This window comes from Bradyrhizobium sp. AZCC 1721, assembly GCF_036924715.1.
In the GTDB taxonomy this organism is placed as follows: domain Bacteria; phylum Pseudomonadota; class Alphaproteobacteria; order Rhizobiales; family Xanthobacteraceae; genus Bradyrhizobium.
Map to the genome: position 1 here is coordinate 2,806,367 of NZ_JAZHSB010000001.1, position 18,485 is coordinate 2,824,851.

Sequence of the window (18,485 nt, forward strand, 5' to 3'; positions counted from 1 at the left end):
GCATCCGACGAAGGAACCCGTTTGTTGAGCCATCATGCGAAACGAAAATGCCGCCCGCCCGATCGTGACTGCCTCGTTCAAGCGACCGCCTGAAACAGCAATTTGAGATGGTTCTCAAATCGCCTTGCCGTCTCTCGCCAGGCAGAACAGGTCGACGCCGCCGACCTGTCCGCCCTTGAGCGCGATCTCAACGTTTGCGTGCTCACGGTTCGATGCGGCGCGGCAAAGCGGCGCCCCCGAAACCAGCGGAGCGATCGCGCTGAGAGCATAGATGCCCATGGCCTGGAGCGCGTGGCCGGAGGTGTCGCCGCCGGCGACCACCGCGCGCTGCAGGCGAGTCGTTTGCAGGATGCGATCGAGTGCCCAGCCAAGCCCGGCGCCGATCCGGTCGTTAATTGCCGCCGTGCTTACTCCACTCGCTTCGATCGCGGCGTTAAGAGCGCAGATCGCCGGATCGTCCGGCCCGCTTGCAGTGATTAGAAGCGGATCGCGCCCGGCAGAAACAGCCGCAAGGCCGCGGTCGGCGCCGCGACCGATTTCCTTTGTCCATTCGGCCATGTCGACGGCGCGGGCTGCATCCAGCCGCACGACTTCAAACCCATTCTCGGCGGCATAGGCAATTTGCGCGGCCGTGACAGGCGAACACGAACCGGAGATGCAGGCGATCCGCTGTACGGCAGAGAACGACATCTGGGGCCCGGTGTCCGCGATCAGGCCAAACGACCGCCAATAGGCAACCAGCGCCTGCTCCACGCCCTGAGAGCCCACCGCGAACAACCGATCGCCACGGTGTTCCCACATGAGGCGTCCGGCCTCGATCAGAGACGACTGGTCAAGCACATCGAGCGAGATGATTTCAGCGCCGCCGGCGCTCACACGCGCCAACGTCCGGTCTGCCTCGCCATTGGCCATGGTGACGAAATCGACAAGCCCGATCCGCCGCGCAGTCTGACGGGCGAGATGACGGCCAAGATCGGCCTCGTCCATCGGCGTCACCGGATGGCGCGACATCGTCGGATGGCGGTCGAGCCGATGGCCGACGGCGTTCACGGTCGCGAAGAGATTGCCGAAAACCTGGTAGCGGCCCATCGCGGGCGAGGCGACCAGCAGCGGATGCCAGGCACCGCCAAGACGCGGCACCGCCAGATCGATCGCCCGCCCGATCGAGCCAATATGCGGCGCCGAGTCGAAGGTAGAGCAGACCTTGTAGTGCGAAATCGGTGCGCCAATGCCGGCGAGCATGTCGAAGGCGGGCGGGAGGTTGAGCTCCATCCAGGCCGGATCTTTCGCGCGCGCGGTGCCGGCGATGCCGATGCCGCGGAATTGCACTGCTGTGGCAAGTTGCTCCGGACTTGGAAGCTCAAGGAACAAAATCGTCGGAAGGCCAGCGAAGGTCAGCGCTTCCATCGCGGCCGAAGAGCCGGTGTAGTCGTCGCCATAAAATGCGATCAGCGGGCCATCGGGAAGGCTTAAGGAGGGTGTCATGGGCTATGCGGCGCCTTGCGGGACATGGCGTCGTCCCATGCCGCACGCAGTTCGGCTACCCCAGCGGCAGGTCCGTCGGGATGTGCCAGGATGCCGCCGCCAGCGGCGAAGATCAGATCGGTTGATCCCAGTGCATGATAGGTTGGAAGCGCCTGCGCGGCGGTCTGGCCGGATGAAAACACCGGCATGGCGACGCAAGGCCTTTGCTCGAACAAGGGCGTGAGCGTGGCTTGGGCGGATGCGATCACGCTGTCATCGGACTCGCTGAACTTGTTTCCGATGCCGTTGACATGAATGTGATCGGCGCCGGCAAGCCGCCAGATCTTTTGCCAGGCTGCAAACTGCCAGCCGAGCGCCGGATGCCGGTTCAACGCGCCCCAGCCGTTGCGATGCGCATGAAGCGGAAGCTGGGTGTAGCGACCGAGCTCGATCATGCCGGCGAGCCCAATCGAGTTGATGCTCGCCATCACGCAACTGCCGCCTTGCGTCAGCACGAAATCATGGCGGCGGCGCATCTGGTCGATCTCGCCGGTGAGGTTGAAGGCGAGCATCACTTTCTTGCCCGTCCGCCCGGCATGATCGTTCACCACGCGCATCACCGCGCGCACGCGTTCATCGAATGGGCAAGAAGATCCATCGGACTGCAACTCATCGTCCTTGATGAAATCGATCCCGGCCTCGCAAAGAGTGGCAACGAGGCTTGCCGTCTCCGCTGCATTGAGCCCAACGCTCGGCTTGATGATGGTGCCGATCAGCGGACGGCCGCGCACGCCGGTCAGCTCGCGCGTTCCGGCAACACCAAACTTGGGCCCGGCATAAGCGGATGCGAATGCGAGCGGCAGCCGCAGATCGAGCAGCCGCAGCCCGGTGAGCTGGCGCAATTCCCAGAGATTGCCGGCAACTGTCGTCACCAGATTGGGCAGCGACGCGCCGATATTGTCGAGCGGCCAGGACAGCGTCACCAGCGCGCGCCGCCAGGGACCCTCCGAATTGACTGGCCGCGCCACCGGCAATGACGGCGCAGACAACGGATCAAGCAATTCGATGCGCTCGACGCGGGCTGCGGCTCTTTGCTTGAGCTCAGGCGTTTCGCCGGGCACGGCGACGAAGGTGCCGCTGGATTGTTCGCCCGCCATGATTTCTGCGGTCGCGCGCGGATCGCAGGGCGTCTCGATCAGATAATCCGCCTCGATGCGAACAGGAGCTGTCACCGGATCAGGTCCGCGCTAGAGCTTGCTGAGATCGGGAAAGGCGCGCACGGGATCGCTTCCATCCCAGCCTCGCGCCGCCTCACGGATCAGATCGAACATCTTGCCCTTGGGGCCGGCGACCTCCGACAATTCGATCACGGTTCCTGGGTGATATTCGGTATCGAAATAGACGAAGCGGCCGCGGGGACCGACTTCGCCGCTCATCACTGGTCTGAATCCCTGGGCTTCGAGACGGGCCAGGTCGGCGTCGTAGTTTTCAGTCCAGTAGGCGACGTGCTGCAAGCCAGTATGCCCCGCCTTGAGGAAATCGGCATACATCGACGGCGCATCGTTGCGGATCTGGATCAATTCCATCTGCAACGGTCCGGAGTTCGCCAGCGCGACCGAATTGTGCGGCTCATAAGCCTCGCCGCGATAGCGATAGTTCACGATCGGCACACGCGGATTGTAGAACCACGGCCCGATCCCGAGTTCGCGGCTCCAGTAGTCCATGGCTTTTTCGATGTCGTTGACGACGTATCCGGCCTGCCGGATCTCGCCAAAGAAGCGGCTCATGCTTGCATCCCGTTGGTTCAGAATTTGAGAAATCCGGTCGACAGCCACGGCACCGCGGCGACAATGAGGAGCCCGACAAACAGCGCGACGACATAGCCCCAGATGTGCTTCAGGCCCTCATCCGGCGAGATCCTGCTGATGGCGCAGGCGCCGTAATACCCGACGCCGAATGGCGGCGAGAACAAGCCGATGCCCATCGCGAAGATCACCACCATAGCGTAGTGCACCTCGTGCACGCCGGCCTGCTTGGCGATCGGAAACAGCAGCGGCCCGAACAGGACGATCGCCGGAATGCCTTCCAGCACGCTGCCGAGGATCACGAAGGCGGGAATCGAGATTGCGAGGAAGCCATAGGCACCGCCCGGAATCGCCGCCATCGCCTGCGCCAGTTGTTGTGAAAAGCCCGATTGCGTCAGGCCCCATGCCATCGCGGTGGCGCTACCTACGATGAAGATAATGGCGCCGGTCAGCGAAGCGGTCTCGACCAGCATCGGCTTGAGGCGCCTCCAGGGAAACTGGCGATAGACCAAAAGTCCCATCAGTACGGCGTAGACGATCCCGATGGTCGACACTTCCGTCGCGGTGGCGACGCCCTCGACGACGGCGGTGCGGATCACAAAAGGCAGCAGGATTGCGGGCAGGGCGGGCAGCGCCAGTTTTGCGATCTCGCGCGCTGAATACCGCCGCACGTGACTGAGATCCTCATGCCGATAGCGTCGCCACACCACCACGCAAAGGGCGGCGCCGACAACCAGCGCCGGCAACAGGCCACCGGTGAAGAGCGCGGCAATCGAGATGCCGGTCACCGAACCGATGGTAATCAGCACAATGCTCGGCGGAATGGTTTCGGTCTGTGCGCCCGTGGCGGCGAGCAGCGCCACGAGATCGCCGGGCTTGGCACCGCGCCGCTGCATTTCCGGCAGCAGAACCGGCGCAATCGCCGCCATGTCGGCGATCTTCGATCCTGAAATGCCGGACACCAGATACATGGCGCCGATGAGAACATAGGACAGGCCGCCTCTGACATGGCCGAGCAGGCTCGCCAGGAACTGGATCATGGCGCGGGCCATCCCGGTCATTTCGATCAGCGCGCCCAGGAAGATGAACAGCGGCACCGCGAGCAGGATGAGGTGGGACATCCCCTCGTCGAGCCGGCCGACCATCACCATCATCGGCGTGGTCGTCGTCAGTGCGAGATAGCCGAAGGTTGCCAGCGCAAAGGAGAAAGCGATCGGCACACCTGCGAACACATTGGCCGCCACCACGCCGATAAAGAAGATGATCAGATTAGAGCGGCCCAGCGGCTGCAGGGCTGGTCCGGCCAGCCAGAATGCAGCGACGATACCCGCGGTGGCGATGAGACCTGCGAGGATGAACGGGGCGCGATGACGGCGCGCCAGACCGATCACGGCGGTGATGGTCATCAGCACCAGGCCCACGGGAATTGCCGCAGCGCGCCAGGCGTTGCTGATCTCGAGCGCAGGGGTCACGATGAAGCGCTCCTCGCTCGCATAGTCGAATGCGGGATAGAGGATCAATGCCAACAATGCGAGCGATGCCGTCGTGGCCATCACCTCGAAAAAAGCCCGTGCGCGCTGACCGAGATAACGCATGAGCCCCGTCATACGCATGTGCTCGCCGCGGCGCAGCGCGATCACGGTGCCGAGCATAGAAAGCCAGAGAAACAGGATGGAGGCCAGTTCGTCGGACCAGACCAGCGGACTGCGGAAGACATAGCGGCTGATGACGCCGGCGAGCAGAATGATGATCTCGATCACGACGAGGCCGGCGGCGGCGGTTTCGACCGCTGCGCCCAGCCCACGATCGAGGGCGGCAAACGCCCGCGCGAGACCGCGCGTCGATGCAGAGGCGGGGCCATGCCCGGCCTCCAAATAGCCGCTCATCGGATGCTCGGCAATCGTCATCGCACGCTCAGGCCAGCTTGCCGATTGCGTTTTCGAGCAGGCCCCAGGCCTCCTCGCCGAAGCGGGTCTTCCACTCGCCGTAGAAGCCGGTCTCGCGCAGCTTGGAGCGGAAGCTGTCCGGCGCCGGCTTGGTGAAGGTCAGCCCCCTGGCCTGCAGGTCCGATTGCACTGTCGCATTAAACGCCTTGATGTCCTCGCGTTGCTTCAGGCCAGCGTCGTTGATGGCGTCGGCGACGATGGTCTTGAGGTCGGCCGGCAAGGCCCGCCAGGCGCGGCCATTGGCGATGAACCAGAAGCCGTCCCAGATATGGTTGCTGATGGCGCAGTACTTCTGCACTTCATAGAGTTTGGCGACCTGGATGATCGGCAGCGGGTTTTCCTGCGCATCGACGATGCGGGTCTGCAGCGACGAATAGACTTCGCTGAACTGCAGGCTCGTCGGCGATGCCGCGAGCGCCTTGAACATGGAGATGCTGAGCGGGCTCACCGGCACGCGGATCTTCAGCCCGTCCATGTCCTTGGCGGTCTCGATCGGTTTGGCGCCGCTCGTAATCTGGCGAAAGCCGTTGTCCCACATCTTCTCGAAAGCATGGAGGCCGACCTTGGCCATCGCGGTGCGGACATGCGCGCCGAGCGGGCCGTCCATCGCCTTCCAGACCTGGTCGTAGTCGGCAAAAGCAAAACCCACGGCATTAATCGCGGCGACCGGCACGAGGGTCGCGGCGACAAGCGCCGATGGCGTGAAGAAGGTGATCGCGCCGCTGCGCACCTGCGCCAGCATATCGGTATCGCCGCCAAGCTGGTTGTTGGGGAAGATGGCGATCTCGACGCGGCCGTCAGTTTCCTTGGCGATCCGTTCGGCGGCTTCCTGCGCCCGGATGTTAAGCGGATGAGTGAGCGGCAAGTTGTTGCCGTATTTCAGCGAGAATTCCGCGGCGCGCGCGACGCGCGGCATGGCGCCAATGAGACCCGCTGCGGGAAGAGCCGACAGGGCCTGCAGGGCACGCCGACGAGACAGGATCATGGGCTTCCTCCGGTAATCTTTTTGATGCCAATTGATGGCTTGGTGAGTAGTCTGGCTCGAAAATCACAGGCGTCGACCAAGGTGTCAAACGACCAAAATGATGGTTTTTGATGTATTCGAACCCGGAGCGTTTCGAGATGGACAAGCACGCAGCGCCGCCGCTGAGCCGCATTGTCGACGTGGCACGCCGTGCCAACGTGTCCACCGCAACCGTCGACCGTGTACTTAATCGCAGGCCCGGCGTGCGACCGATCACGCAGCAGCGCGTGCTCGCTGCTGCGTCCGAGTTGAACTACATGCCAGCCGAGGATTTGCTTGCGGCGATGAAGCCGAAGCCGATGCGGCTTCTGTTCCTGCTGCCGGCGGGCACCAACCGGTTTCTCGCGACGCTCGGACAGTTGATCGCCCACTCCGAGGCGCGCCTTGCACCTTTCAATATTCGTTGCCAGGTCGATTACATCAAGAGCTTCAACGCTGAACTGCTGGCGCGGCGGCTCTGGCATTACCGCGACAAGGTTGACGGCATCGCCTTCATGGCGCTGGAACATCCTGCCATTCGCGAGACCGTCGATATGCTCGCCGAGCGCGGCGTGCCGACCGTCACCGTGATCTCGGATATCCTCAATGCGCGCCGGGTCGCCTATCTCGGCTTGGACAATCGCTCGACCGGACGAACGGCCGGCTACCTGATCGCGCGGTTCGTCGGAGCGCGGCCTGCGAAGGTGGCCATGATCGCAGGCAGCCTGAGCTACCGTGCCCACGAAGAGCGTGAGATGGGCTTCCTGCACGTCTTCGAGGAGTTGTTTCCCCTGATCAAGGTCGTAGGCCTGCGCGAGGGACATGACGATGCCGACAGGAATTATCGCCAGACGCGCATGTTGCTCGCTCGGCACCCGGATCTCGCGGGGATTTACAACATCGGCGGTGCGGCTGATGGCGTCGGACGGGCACTGAAGGAGATGAACCGCGCGCGCGAGACCGTGTTCGTCGGGCATGGTCTGACGTCGGACACGCGCAGCCTCCTGATCGACGGGACCATGGACGCGGTCATTACCCAAAATCAGCTACATACGATGATGAGTTGTATCGGCATCTTCGACAATCTGCGCGCCGGCCGAAGCGCCATGCACGGCATCGAGACGCCGCGCAGCGAGATCATTTTTCGCGAGAATATTCCGGGATCAGGCGTCTCAGCGTGACTCGGCTGTCGCTGTTTGGCGGAAACGAGCTCAAATTGGCTGATCTTGAGTTCTCACAAGCCTCGTTGGCGCGAAGTCCCGAGCAATTTCATGGTTGATCACGCAGCCGAGCCAGCAGGGTGGAAAATCAATAGGGGCTGAGGGGTACACCGAGCGCTGATCCACGGCGATCCCGGTGGCAATCGCGATTTCGGCACAATCAGAGCGATCGCGGCGGCTGAGCCGCGGAACGCGCCGGTGCTTCGATCAATCGCATGATGTGACGGATAAATTCCTCATCGTCCGGCATTTCCCCGCCACCAATTTCGATCGCATCCTGCATTTCTATTCGGCTGTGCAACCAGAATTGCACCAAACTTCCGGCGATGCACAGCACCAGGCCGGTCGGCATGTCGTTTCGCAAGAGTCCGGCTTGCTGCGCTTGCTTGATGAGCGGAACGGCTCGCTCGTTCAAGCTGCGCGAACGCGATTTGCGTTCTTCAGTCGGCCCATCGAGCAAGCGCCACAGGTTGATGCGAAACGCATCCGGATGCTCGCGCCAGTACCGCAGGTAGGTCCGGATGGCCGTCGGAATCGATTCGACACCGAGTGTTTCTTGCGCGACGACATCCGCGACATAGGCGAGGAATTCAGCGGAGGCTTGCTCCCCAACCGCGTTCCAGAGCCCGTCCTTGCCCTGGAAATGATGGTGAAGCAGCCCCTGGGAGACGCCTGCCCGCTGCGCAATGTCGCGCATCTTGGTGCCGTGAAATCCGCTCTTCGCAAATTCCGTCCGCGCCGCCTGAAGGATGGCGTCGCGTCCGGCTTGCATTTGGCTGACTGACCGTGAGTTCACCCGTCACCTTCTAAGCATTCTAAATCATTTAGGAATTTTGTGTTGACAGGTCAACCAGTCAATGCTGACTGCTCAAGCGGTCAGTCGTTGGGGGTGCTGTGGAAAGTGTAGTGACAAGAAGACGAAAGGGCAGTGACCGCGGGCATTGGAGGCGTCGGGCCGCCGCGGTTGGCGCATTGACAGCATTCGCTGGGGGCATCGCGGTCGACGCGGCGTTGGCCCAGCAGCCAATAGAACTTCCGCCCGTTACGGTCGCGCCACCGAAGCCGAAGAAACGAGCCGTATCTCGGCCCGTGGCTCGCCCGGCAATCCAACTCCAGGAGATTACGGTTACGGCCCGCAAGCGACCCGAGGTCGAAAAAGATGTACCTATCAGTCTGACGACGGTTGAGGGTGCGCAGCTCGAGGACCTTTCCAAGACCCGCTCAAATGCCGACCTCGCGCGCTCCGTACCAAATTTCAATTTCGTCGATCTCGGAGGGCAGTCCTCAAATCTTGCCAATATCCGCGGCGTCGGATCGTTCTCGCCGGTATCTCCGGACGATACCTCCGTCGTCTTCTACGTCGATGAGGCGCCGCAGTCGGTGTATGGCATTGCACCGAACCTGCTTGATACCGAGCGGGTCGAGGTTTTGCGCGGGCCGCAAGGAACGTTGTTCGGCCGTAATGCGCAAGGCGGCGCAGTGAACATCGTCTCACGCCTGCCGACGTTTGATCGCTCCTTCTCGCTGACCGGTGAATGGGGAACCAAGGGTTACGGCCTGGGCGAGTTGATCGCGAACTCTCCGCTAATCGCAGATCTCCTCGCCGGACGCGTGGCGATGCGTTACTCGAACTACGGTGGTGACGTTCCGAACATCCTGCTCGGCGGCAATGATGCCGCTACGAAAATCGGCGCATTCCGCGGCTCACTTCTCTACACGCCGACCGATCGCACCACCGTCACCTTCAGCGGGTCCTACAACAAGGACGACGACACCGTGCCGCGCTGGCTGCTGCGCGGCGCGGCTGATTTTCCCGTAAGCGCCGTCAATCCGCGCAATGACGTGGATCGCGAGAACCAGAACTACAATCTAAAGGTCAAGCACGACTTCGGGCCCATTGTCTTCGATTCCGTCTCGAACTTTCAGCGCACCACCTCGTTTCAAGTCACTGATCTCACCGACTCCCTCGTATTCTCGAAGCTCACCGGCTTGCCGCGCGCCTTCTTCAGCGTGCCGGGTGCGGATATCGCGAACATCGGCATCGGTGAGAATACCTGGATGCAGGAGCTTCGGCTCTCCGCGCCGAAGGAGAGCGCGATTGCCTGGACCACGGGCTTGAATCTTTTTCGCACCGAAGTGGCGCTCGACGGCAACGCCCGTTCCATCACGCCGGCTTTTGCTACGGCGACCGGAATCCGTAACAACGACTTTTCGACCAACAGCTACGCGGCTTTCGGCGAGGCGACGGTGCCGCTCATCGGTGCGCTCAAAGGTACATTGGGGCTGCGCGCGACGCATGAGGAGAAAACGGCTTCCTATCGCTACAACGGCGTCGGCACGCCCGGCACCGTCGCCAGCTATGCCCAAGATCTCGGCCTGAAGGATGACTTCCTTACCGGTCGCGCCGGTCTGAGCTACGACTGGACGCGAGACTTCATGACCTATGTCACCGCCGCACGTGGATATGTGACGGGAGGGTTCCCGGCCAATTCCATCAACAATCCGCTCGGCAAGCCCGAGGCCCCGTTCGCTGCTTCCACAAGCTGGACCTATGAGGCCGGCTTCAAGTCCGAACTGTTCGGCCATCGTGTCAAACTGACCGGCGCGCTGTTCTTCAACGACGTCAAGAACGGACATCTGTTCGTCTTCAATGTCCCAACGGCATCATTCACCGTCGCAACGCTGGACTATCAGTCCTGGGGTGGCGAACTCGAGGGTACCGTCCGCCTCACGCCCACCTTTGAGGTGTTCGGAGGTGTTGGCATTACCCGCGCCGAGCTCGTCAACGTTCCGATCGGCAGCGCGACCGGCGCGAAGAACGGCGGCCGCGTTCCGAACGTGGCGCCCGTGACCGCCAATGTGGGCTTCCAGCATCAGGTTTCGGCCGCGCACCTTGGGCTCAACGGCGACTTCTTCGTTCGCGGCAACTACCAGTTCGTCGGTACTCGCGCGGCAGATGTCGCCAACAGCTTCGACCTCCCATCGTACGGCATTGTCAACGGCAAGTTCGGTTGGAAAGGGCAGAACTTCAAGACCTATGTCTTCGCGAACAATCTGCTCGACGAGCGCTACGAGGCCTTCGGACAAAGTTTTGGACCCACGACGCAATCCGTGCGCGTCGGACAGGGCCGCATCGTGGGCTTAGGGGCAACCGCGAAGTTCTAGCGATGAGAGGGGACCGTCATGAGAACAGAGGATTTCAAGCTGCACGACATTTCGCGTTTTCCGGTCGTGGTGCTGCACGGTCGTGGATTGCCGCCCGGTTACGGACCGACCTGGGCGAACGAGCTTGATGCGCTGCTTGGCCAGGAGCGCACCTTCGTGATGATCTTTCCTGACTCGGTGGAGGATGAGGCCCATGAGGATCAAAAGCTTCGCACGATCTTCCTCAAAGCCAACAAGGCGCGGCTTGCCGCCAAATGCCAGGGCATCTTCAGCATCGAGCCGAACAAGGCAAAGCGTCTTCTGAAGCGTGCTCAGGGCGCCCTGATTGCCGCGGCTTTCGGACTGCGCTTCCGTGTCGTAGCCACCGTCGAGGAAGCGGAGCGGCTTGCGAGCCTGGCTTTAGCAGGAGCAGCCGTGCCAGATGTCTCCGAGCCCGAGTAGCGAGACACGCGCTTATCTGCGCATCGGCAAGAGACGCCTTCGCATCCCCAAGCGCCGCGGTGTGCGGATCGCCCTTGGTGTTGCCCTCATGATCAGGGGCGTACTGCCGCCGGCCGGATTCATTCTGTTGCCGCCGGCGCTGACGCTGCTCTCAATCGACATTCCGCGCGTCCGCCGCTGGCGCCGGCGCATGATCGTGCGGCTCGGACGCCGGCGGCGAAGCGCCGTCCGTCCAGCAAAACAGAATCGGACTTAGAAGTTGTCTAAGCGATTGACGTGCAACGGCGAGGCACCCGTGCTTCCAGATTTCGAATGTTTCAAATTGCCATAGACGCGCGATGGCTTTATGGCGGCTATCACAGAGCGTAACGGTTCGCGGCATTGATAGGTCGAGTGCGTGGAGCTCTTCTCTGAGCGCATCGGGATTGCCGCGGCCGCCTGTCGTGACGCAACCAAAGAAGAGGAGGGGAGCAGTGACGCAGTCGGACCCTGACAACGAATCTGCAGGCGCAGAGATGCACCGGTCCATGATGGCCGCCTTCTGCGACGTTCTTCGTACCAGTCAGCTTCCGCCCATGACGGTGATGAACCTCGCCGCGTCCGCCCTCGGAGCAATCTACAAGGAAGTCGCCGATCAGCATGGCACGGATGGCGGTTGTCCCTGCGGCTGGAAGCCAAATCCGCGTACCGATATCGCGGTTCTGCAGGCGACACTGGCCGCGTCACTAGAAGCCATCCCGTCTGCTGATCTGCGTACCATGCAGGCTGTCGGACGTGCATAAGCCATGATGCGAGAGCCCTGCCGATCTCGTACACATCGGCGGGGTTCGACGTCTACGCTGGGCCGACGGCCCGCTCGGGAAGTCCCTTTCATGTTCACGGCCGAACGACCAATACTGCGGCGATTCCGCGACCGGAATAGTCCGTCTCGGCGCGGTCGCTCGTCTTTTCAATTTTGAGCGTTTCTAAATTTCGCTGGTGCGAAGCATAAGTATACGCAGCGCCTAGAATTGACGCAGGCGTGTCGTAGTCAGATGGCGGCTGCGCGAAAATAGTACCCCCACCGCTGGGAAAAACATCATCCTTAAACGTCTTACGTTGGAGGGGCCGTAAGGCCGCGGCTGGCGACAATAATATTGATGCAGGCCCTGCCGGTGAGAGGCGCTTGCGCGCCTCATGACGTGCGCGCTTGAACGAGAATGAAAGATTGAACGATGATGGGCGAGATGACGAAACTGGCCGAAGCGCTGCAGACAGGGTGCAGGTTCGGGCGGATGGCGTTGACGGCGCTTGTCGTGTCGGCCGGTGTTGCTGGCCCAGTGGCGGCCCAGGAAGTGGAGCCCACGACGGCCCAGGCGCAACCCGCATCGCCGCTGCCGTCGTCTTCTGCATCTCCCGCGCCCAGTGTGGAGCGGCCAGTGACATCGTCATCATCAGCGACATCGGTCGGCGCTGACCCCGCGGTATCGGCGGCGCCGCTGCCGCAGGTGTCACCGGCAATGACCGGAACCCCGGTCGCTGCGCCGGTACCATCGAATGCGCCAGTCGTTGCCTCGGCGGCCGGCCCCGCGACGCTTCCGCACGATCTGTCGCCGTGGAGCATGTTCATGCAGGCGGACATGGTCGTGAAAGCGGTGATGATCGGCCTTGCCTTTGCGTCGCTATTGACCTGGACGGTGTGGTTGGCCAAGGGCGTCGAACTCACGGGCGCCAAACGCAACGCCCGTAGTGCGACGCGCAAGCTGAGTGGCGCCGAATGCCTCGCAGACGCATCACGGGAGATCAATACCGGATGGACGAAGAATGGCCGTGTCGCCGATCTGGTCAATGCTGCGCTTCAGGAGTTGAAGCGCTCGGCCGACCTGTCCGCCGAGGGAGTTAAAGAGCGTCTCGCGATCGCGCTGTCCCGCATCGAGGCAAAAGCGAGCCGAGACATGGCGCGGGGCACCGGACTTCTCGCGACGATCGGCGCAACGGCGCCGTTCGTCGGCCTGTTCGGCACGGTGTGGGGCATCATGAATTCGTTCATCGGCATCTCGCAATCGAAGACGACGAACCTTGCCGTCGTTGCGCCCGGAATCGCCGAAGCATTGCTCGCGACCGCCATCGGCCTTGTCGCGGCCATTCCGGCGGTGATCATCTATAGCGTATTTGCCCGCGCCATAGCCGGCTACCGCGCATTGCTGTCGGACGCGTCGGGCGAAGTCCTGCAGCACATGTCGCGCGACCTGGAACGGCAGGAGAGGGCCAGCGCGTCACGGCGGGTGACGTCGTGATGCGACTGGATGCGACGCAAACGCGTTCCAACCTCGCCATCGTCACCAAGCGGCTGGATGAATTCGCCGTGCGGCGCGCGCGGCTGGAAGCAGAGCGCGATGAGGCGCCGGCGATCTCATTTCCCGCGGCGTTGACGATGCGCGCAGTCGACAGCGACGTCGCGCAGCTATTGTCAGGGGAACGCAAACTGTTCGAGCTTCGCCGTGAAGCTCGACTCGGTCAGAAAGCGCAGTTGCGAGAACGCATCCTTCAATACGAGAAAGAGGTGCGTGGCCTGGTCTCCCAGGAAGAAGCAAAGGTGCGGGGAATCGCGCTGATTGAGCGTGAGCTCACGGGTGTGCGTGAACTCTGGGAGAAGGGGCTCGTGCCGATCCAGCGCATGATGGCGCTGGAGCGCGAAGGCACCAATCTGGACGGTGAGCGCGGCCGGCTTGCGGCGGCGCAGGCCCAGTCCGGCGGCAAGATCGCAGAGACACAGCTTCAGATCATCCAGATCGATCAGGACCTTCGTAGCGAAGTGGCCAACAGCCTGCGTGAGATCGAAGCGCAAACGGCCGAGTACGTCGAACGCAAGGTTTCGGCCGAGGATCAATTGAAACGCATCGATCTCGTCGCGCCGCAAAGCGGTCTGGTGCACGAGCTTGCGGTTCATACCGTTGGTGGCGTAATTTCTCCGGCCGATACGATCATGTTGATCGTGCCTGATAGCGACAGGCTGGCATTGGAAGCACAGATACAGCCGCAGGATATCGACCAGATTCGGCTGGGCCAGAGAACGGTTTTGCGCATGTCGGCCTTCAATCAGCGAACCACACCGGAACTGAACGGCGAGGTCAGCCGCATTGCCGCCGATCTTACGCAAGATCAAAAGAGTGGACTATCCTTCTATGTCGTTCGCATTGTGGTGCCGCCGCGGGAGCTTGCGCGCCTCGGCAAGCTCGCGCTGGTGCCGGGGATGCCAGCCGAGGCATTTATTCAGACCGGCGATCGAACGGTCATCTCCTATCTGGTCAAGCCTCTGCGGGATCAGATCAACCGCGCGTTTCGCGAGGAATAGTGCTTGCCTATCGCATTTTGCGAGCGTGCCGCGAGCGATGTCTCGGTCCTTGTCGGTCCAAACATCAGTAAAGCTGATTGTTTGCAATTGTCGCGTCTTGGAAGCAATCAATGGGGCCGAGGCACGCGAGGTGCTTTCGAGCGGGAAGGAGAGAATAGACGTCGCGCTTATCGACGTGCAGAGCGTACCGAGCGAGCATGGATATGCCCTTGCCTCCTGCGTGCTTGATCATATCCGGCGCCTGCTCGCGTCACGAGAACGTGTTTCCCCATCATACAAAGCGCCTAGCGCGCGTATCCTTGGATTCGCTCGACGTAGTTCATGATGCGCCGCATGACGTCCTGAAGTATTCCTGCGCCCGACTCGCACATGTTCAAATAGCAGGTGGAGATTTTCACTTTCTGATCGAGAGGAAGGGACGCCCCCTCCGGGATCGATATCTTGAAGACCTGTCCCCTCTGGCGCACATCGCCTGGGATCTGGAATTCAGGCGGCATGGCATCCGTCATCGGCAGCAGGGACTCGACCACTCCAACGATGGACTGGGTGTAGGAACGCACATAGACGCGCTGCCCGACCTTGAGATCGAACAGATAGCTGTCGGGGAGATAGGCGAGGATGAAGCTCGGGCCTGTGTGGATGGTGGCGATGTCATTGCCTGCCGGGCCGAGCACGGCTCCGGCACTCATGACCTTGCTGCCCACATATCCGGCGACCGGCGCATGCAAGGCTCCGCCGGCAAAGGTGTGCTGCAGGGAGTCGTACGCATCCGACACCTGCTTGAGGGCATTGTGATAAGCGGCCAGCTCGCCCGCGAGCGAGGCTCGCTCCGCTTTCAAGGACTGGTGCTTCTCGGCGGCGGCAAAGGCCGCGCTGGTCATGTCGGTCAGGAGCCTGTCCACCGCAAGGCCGTTCCTGCTCGCGCCAGCCACCTTGTCGAGATAGTCCTGCGCCTGCCTGGCGTTGGCCTCGGCTGCCGGCAGCAACATGCCGATCGCGGCTTGCCTCGCCTCGATCGCCCCGATCCGGGTGATCAGCCTGGCGTTTTCCACGGCGAGCTCAGCGAGCGTGCGGGAAAGGGATGTCGATTCGACGACGGCGATCTTTTGCCCGGCCTCCACCCTGTCTCCTGGACGGACGAAAACCTCCTTGACCCGCGTCTCCTGATAGGGCGCGCCAATGGCGATATGCTCGCGCGTAACCAGGCCGGATGCCCGCAGCAACATAACCCCGCCGGAGATCAGGTAGATGGCGATGGTGATGGTGACGGCGAGACCGATGGCGATGAGGACGAGGTTCCGCAATCGCCTCCAGCGCACTTGGCTGACGTTGAGTGGCGCGCTCGGCGCATATTGTTCCAGGACTGTCATTCTTCTACTCGGCGGCTTGCTGCAACGGTCTGAGGTTGAAAATCCGCTCCGCTATGCGGCGCGACGCTTCACCGTCTCCGAACGGGTTATTAGCGGGCAGAAGCTGCGGCGCTTCGGAGCTGGTGAGACGCCTTACCCCGGCGGTGAGCGCATCGCGGTTGGACCCCACCAGCGTTCCAAACCCGGTCTCGACGACCTCGGGCCGCTCAGTGCTCTCGCGCGTGATGAGGACCTGGAGACCGAATGTCGGCGCTTCTTCCTGGATACCGCCCGAATCGGTCACGACCGTCCATGACCGGCTGAGCAGGTAGACGAAGTCGGTATATTGGAGCGGCTTCAGCAGGCGGATATTCGGCCGCGCGCCGAGCGCCCGTACGACCTGCGCCCGGATATCCGGGTTGGGGTGAACGGGAAGGACGATCAGCTTGTCGCCGTCATCTGCAAGCTCGCACAGGGCCTCAAGGATCTCATCCAGTGGCGCCCCGATGTTCTCGCGGCGGTGCAATGTCGCCAACACGAGCTTCCTGTCTTGCGGAAGGTTTGCGATTTCCCGGTCGATCGGGACGTAACCTCCAGCAAGTTTGGAGCGAGCATAAAGCAGCGCGTCGACCGCGGTATTGCCGACCATGCTGATCGAATCGCGCTGCACACCCTCGCGCAGCAGGTGATCGCGCGACCGCTTGGTCGGCGCGAAATGCAATGTGGAGGCGATCGTGATGAGCCGCCGGTTGAACTCCTCCGGCCAGGGCGAATCAAGCGTTCCGGTCCGCAGCCCGGCCTCGACATGCGCAACGGGGACATGGTTCAGAAAGGCTGCCAGGGCGCCGGCTGCAGCGGTCATTGTGTCGCCTTGCACCACCACCCCATCATACTGCCCCGGCCCGAGCAGGGCTTGCATCTGCTGGGTGATCAGCGCGAACTTGCCGGCGAGGCTGGGCTCCTGCATGACCCCGGTGCCGCTATGGGCAAGCTCGATTTCGAACAGCTTCAATAGCCCGTCTGCCAGATCGATATGCTGCCCCGACCAGAAGACATCGACATGTGCGCCGGACTTGCGCAGGGCGCGATAGACGGGACCGAGCTTGATGATCTCCGGCCGTGTGCCAAAGGCGATGAGGATGCGCATATCTATTCCAATTAACCGGGGAGATCAGCGGGTGGCGGCCAGGAAATCGTCGGGGACATCGTGAGCCGTTTTCGACCACACGATGGGGGAGGTGGCGAACTGCGACTCACCCAGATAGATTTTCCAGGCGCGGAACGTGGCAACCATGTTGATGTAGAGCGATACGGGCCACCGTATCGCGACGCCGAGCCAATCGAGCCTGCCGTAGACCCGGTAGCTGGAGGTCAGGCGCGCGACATAGCGGAACACCACCGCGAGAAGATTGAATGACAGAGACCACTGGAAAAGCTGGTACATCTCGCGCGGCAGGGTCTCGGGATTGATGAGGCCTGCAAGCGCCAAGATCATCAGGACGATGGATCCGGGGGCGAGGAAGTTGGTAATCATTCCCTTGCGGTCGCGCAGGAAGAAATAGATGTCCCAGGGCCCGCCTTGCCAGCCGAGCCTGTGCATCGCTTCGAAAGCAATGCCATAGACCCAGCGGGTCTTCTGCTTGATCGAGGCTTCCAGGCGCTGGGGGAAGAACTCGCGGGTCGCGACATAGTCGGCACCCTCTTCAGCCGGTGCGGACAGCGCGGCGAAAATCGATTTGAAGCCCGCGCGCTTGGCCTCGATGCCGAGAATGTAATCCTCGGTCACCGTCCCGGACATCAGGACCTGCCCGCGCGTCTTCAGAAAATGCCTGACGAGGACCTGCGTCAGGCAGGTGCCGACCCCGGCGGAAGGGATGGCGGCGCCAAGCGCGTTGCGCACGATCAGTTCGCGCGTATGGCGCTCGGCAAACTCCTCCATATAGGTCGAAGCGACATAGGCTCCTCTGCGGCGGCTGAGCGAGAAGACAGGAACCTGGATGAAATCGTATTCGCCCGCATACCTCGCATAGATCTCAAAGCTGCGTGGATCGATGACATCCTCGCTGTCGTGCAGAACCACCAAATCCGGAGCCTGCTGCCCCGCGAAGCTCTGGGCGAACATCTCGTTGAGCATCTGCCCTTTGGACGTGGGGCCGGGCAAGCTGTTTACGATGACCCGCACGCGATCGGGATGGGCCGCGGCAAGGGCTTCAGCGACGCGCCGCGTGCCGGTGTCGTTCGGATAGACGCCGAGATAGAGCGAAACCTGCGGGTTATCGATGCGGGCGAGGTTGCCTTCCACCATCTTGCCGATGACGTCTTCCTCGCGCCAATTGGCGACGAAGATCGCAATCTTTGGCAAAGGAGCCGGTTTGGCGGCTGCGCGCCGAAAAGGGAAATGCGCAATCCCGAACGAGAGCAGATCGATGAAAAGATCGTCCAGCGATGACAGGTTTATCAATAGGCTGACGAGCAGGAAGAGCGAGACCAGTATTTCGTTCATGATTTTCAACGGGCCGCGCTTCCATAGCGGAAGCGCGATACAGCCTTTCAGAGCGCGTAAGTTTGGCTGCTACTGCAGCGGCAACTGAAATGGCGACCATCGCCTCCCATACTCACCCATCCTCATCGGCAGTTGATCTGTATCAACGGACGGCAAGGCTTGTAGCGACTTAACCCTTCGTTAAGCAGGGGGAGCGGTCCCCTTAAAGCAAATCCAGGCAGGCATCCATTCCGGATGATTACGGCCGCAGGCCTA

General features: G+C 61.9%; 14 protein-coding genes and 1 pseudogene. 6 read left to right on the top strand and 9 right to left on the bottom strand.

All coding sequences use genetic code 11. The annotated features are described in order from the left end of the window. Positions 1 to 114 precede the first annotated feature (114 nt). Genes V1273_RS13310 through V1273_RS13330 form a run of 5 tightly spaced genes read right to left on the bottom strand, consistent with a single transcriptional unit; the run spans position 115 to position 6,200 of the window. A complete protein-coding gene (locus V1273_RS13310) occupies positions 115 to 1,485 on the bottom strand; it encodes a four-carbon acid sugar kinase family protein (RefSeq protein ID WP_334382803.1) in 1,371 nt (456 codons plus the stop codon). After that, on the bottom strand, positions 1,482 to 2,696 hold the full coding sequence (locus V1273_RS13315; protein WP_334409874.1) for a ribulose-bisphosphate carboxylase large subunit family protein: 1,215 nt from the start codon (positions 2,694 to 2,696) through the stop codon (positions 1,482 to 1,484). The genes V1273_RS13310 and V1273_RS13315 overlap by 4 nt, the downstream gene beginning before the upstream one ends. A gap of 15 nt (positions 2,697 to 2,711) precedes the next feature. Continuing rightward, the gene (locus V1273_RS13320) at positions 2,712 to 3,251 is read right to left on the bottom strand and encodes a VOC family protein (protein WP_334368100.1); all 540 of its coding nucleotides are present in this window, start codon (positions 3,249 to 3,251) and stop codon (positions 2,712 to 2,714) included. Between the two features lie 17 nt (positions 3,252 to 3,268). Continuing rightward, positions 3,269 to 5,176: a TRAP transporter large permease gene (locus V1273_RS13325; RefSeq protein WP_334409875.1), complete on the bottom strand. Its 1,908-nt coding sequence runs from the start codon at positions 5,174 to 5,176 to the stop codon at positions 3,269 to 3,271. Positions 5,177 to 5,183: 7 nt separating this feature from the next. Then, on the bottom strand, positions 5,184 to 6,200 hold the full coding sequence (locus V1273_RS13330) for a TRAP transporter substrate-binding protein (protein ID WP_334409876.1): 1,017 nt from the start codon (positions 6,198 to 6,200) through the stop codon (positions 5,184 to 5,186). A 137-nt stretch (positions 6,201 to 6,337) separates the two neighbouring features. On the opposite strand from V1273_RS13330, the gene V1273_RS13335 reads away from it, so the two are divergent. Beyond that, complete coding sequence (locus V1273_RS13335; protein WP_334409877.1) at positions 6,338 to 7,399, top strand: LacI family DNA-binding transcriptional regulator; 1,062 nt, start codon at positions 6,338 to 6,340, stop codon at positions 7,397 to 7,399. 199 nt (positions 7,400 to 7,598) lie between these two features. Here V1273_RS13335 and V1273_RS34020 read toward each other — a convergent pair whose 3' ends face one another. Then, positions 7,599 to 8,210: a TetR/AcrR family transcriptional regulator gene (locus tag V1273_RS34020; RefSeq protein WP_442894153.1), complete on the bottom strand. Its 612-nt coding sequence runs from the start codon at positions 8,208 to 8,210 to the stop codon at positions 7,599 to 7,601. 317 nt (positions 8,211 to 8,527) lie between these two features. On the opposite strand from V1273_RS34020, the gene V1273_RS13345 reads away from it, so the two are divergent. The 5 genes and pseudogenes from V1273_RS13345 to V1273_RS13365 form a co-directional block, all read left to right on the top strand. After that, positions 8,528 to 10,603: a TonB-dependent receptor gene (locus tag V1273_RS13345; protein ID WP_334409879.1), complete on the top strand. Its 2,076-nt coding sequence runs from the start codon at positions 8,528 to 8,530 to the stop codon at positions 10,601 to 10,603. A gap of 18 nt (positions 10,604 to 10,621) precedes the next feature. Beyond that, positions 10,622 to 11,044 carry a hypothetical protein gene (locus V1273_RS13350; protein ID WP_334409881.1) on the top strand — a complete coding sequence of 141 codons (423 nt, stop codon included), beginning with the start codon at positions 10,622 to 10,624 and terminating at the stop codon, positions 11,042 to 11,044. 473 nt (positions 11,045 to 11,517) lie between these two features. Beyond that, positions 11,518 to 11,826 carry a hypothetical protein gene (locus V1273_RS13355; protein WP_334409882.1) on the top strand — a complete coding sequence of 103 codons (309 nt, stop codon included), beginning with the start codon at positions 11,518 to 11,520 and terminating at the stop codon, positions 11,824 to 11,826. Positions 11,827 to 12,270: 444 nt separating this feature from the next. Further along, a complete protein-coding gene (gene exbB, locus V1273_RS13360) occupies positions 12,271 to 13,320 on the top strand; it encodes a tonB-system energizer ExbB (RefSeq protein ID WP_334409884.1) in 1,050 nt (349 codons plus the stop codon). Then, a pseudogene (locus tag V1273_RS13365) lies at positions 13,287 to 14,378 on the top strand (HlyD family type I secretion periplasmic adaptor subunit); the annotation flags it as partial. The gene exbB and the pseudogene V1273_RS13365, both read left to right, overlap by 34 nt. Positions 14,379 to 14,662: 284 nt before the next feature. Here the strand turns inward: V1273_RS13365 and V1273_RS13370 are convergent. The 3 genes from V1273_RS13370 to V1273_RS13380 form a co-directional block, all read right to left on the bottom strand. Beyond that, positions 14,663 to 15,682: an HlyD family secretion protein gene (locus V1273_RS13370; RefSeq protein ID WP_334409886.1), complete on the bottom strand. Its 1,020-nt coding sequence runs from the start codon at positions 15,680 to 15,682 to the stop codon at positions 14,663 to 14,665. A 70-nt stretch (positions 15,683 to 15,752) separates the two neighbouring features. After that, positions 15,753 to 16,874: a non-hydrolyzing UDP-N-acetylglucosamine 2-epimerase gene (gene wecB / locus V1273_RS13375; protein ID WP_334382791.1), complete on the bottom strand. Its 1,122-nt coding sequence runs from the start codon at positions 16,872 to 16,874 to the stop codon at positions 15,753 to 15,755. Positions 16,875 to 16,898: 24 nt separating this feature from the next. Continuing rightward, positions 16,899 to 18,230: a glycosyl transferase family protein gene (locus V1273_RS13380; RefSeq protein WP_334412207.1), complete on the bottom strand. Its 1,332-nt coding sequence runs from the start codon at positions 18,228 to 18,230 to the stop codon at positions 16,899 to 16,901. Between the last annotated feature and the right edge of the window lie 255 nt (positions 18,231 to 18,485).

What these genes read in the sequence shown, in the direction of transcription:
- V1273_RS13350 (WP_334409881.1), top strand. Translation starts at nt 10,622, where the DNA reads ATGAGAACAGAGGATTTCAAGCTGCACGACATTTCGCGTTTTCCGGTC.
- V1273_RS13380 (WP_334412207.1), bottom strand. Translation starts at nt 18,230, where the DNA reads ATGAACGAAATACTGGTCTCGCTCTTCCTGCTCGTCAGCCTATTGATA.
- V1273_RS13335 (WP_334409877.1), top strand. Translation starts at nt 6,338, where the DNA reads ATGGACAAGCACGCAGCGCCGCCGCTGAGCCGCATTGTCGACGTGGCA.
- exbB (WP_334409884.1), top strand. Translation starts at nt 12,271, where the DNA reads ATGACGAAACTGGCCGAAGCGCTGCAGACAGGGTGCAGGTTCGGGCGG.
- V1273_RS13310 (WP_334382803.1), bottom strand. Translation starts at nt 1,485, where the DNA reads ATGACACCCTCCTTAAGCCTTCCCGATGGCCCGCTGATCGCATTTTAT.
- V1273_RS13320 (WP_334368100.1), bottom strand. Translation starts at nt 3,251, where the DNA reads ATGAGCCGCTTCTTTGGCGAGATCCGGCAGGCCGGATACGTCGTCAAC.
- V1273_RS13330 (WP_334409876.1), bottom strand. Translation starts at nt 6,200, where the DNA reads ATGATCCTGTCTCGTCGGCGTGCCCTGCAGGCCCTGTCGGCTCTTCCC.
- wecB (WP_334382791.1), bottom strand. Translation starts at nt 16,874, where the DNA reads ATGCGCATCCTCATCGCCTTTGGCACACGGCCGGAGATCATCAAGCTC.
- V1273_RS13325 (WP_334409875.1), bottom strand. Translation starts at nt 5,176, where the DNA reads ATGACGATTGCCGAGCATCCGATGAGCGGCTATTTGGAGGCCGGGCAT.
- V1273_RS34020 (WP_442894153.1), bottom strand. Translation starts at nt 8,210, where the DNA reads ATGCAAGCCGGACGCGACGCCATCCTTCAGGCGGCGCGGACGGAATTT.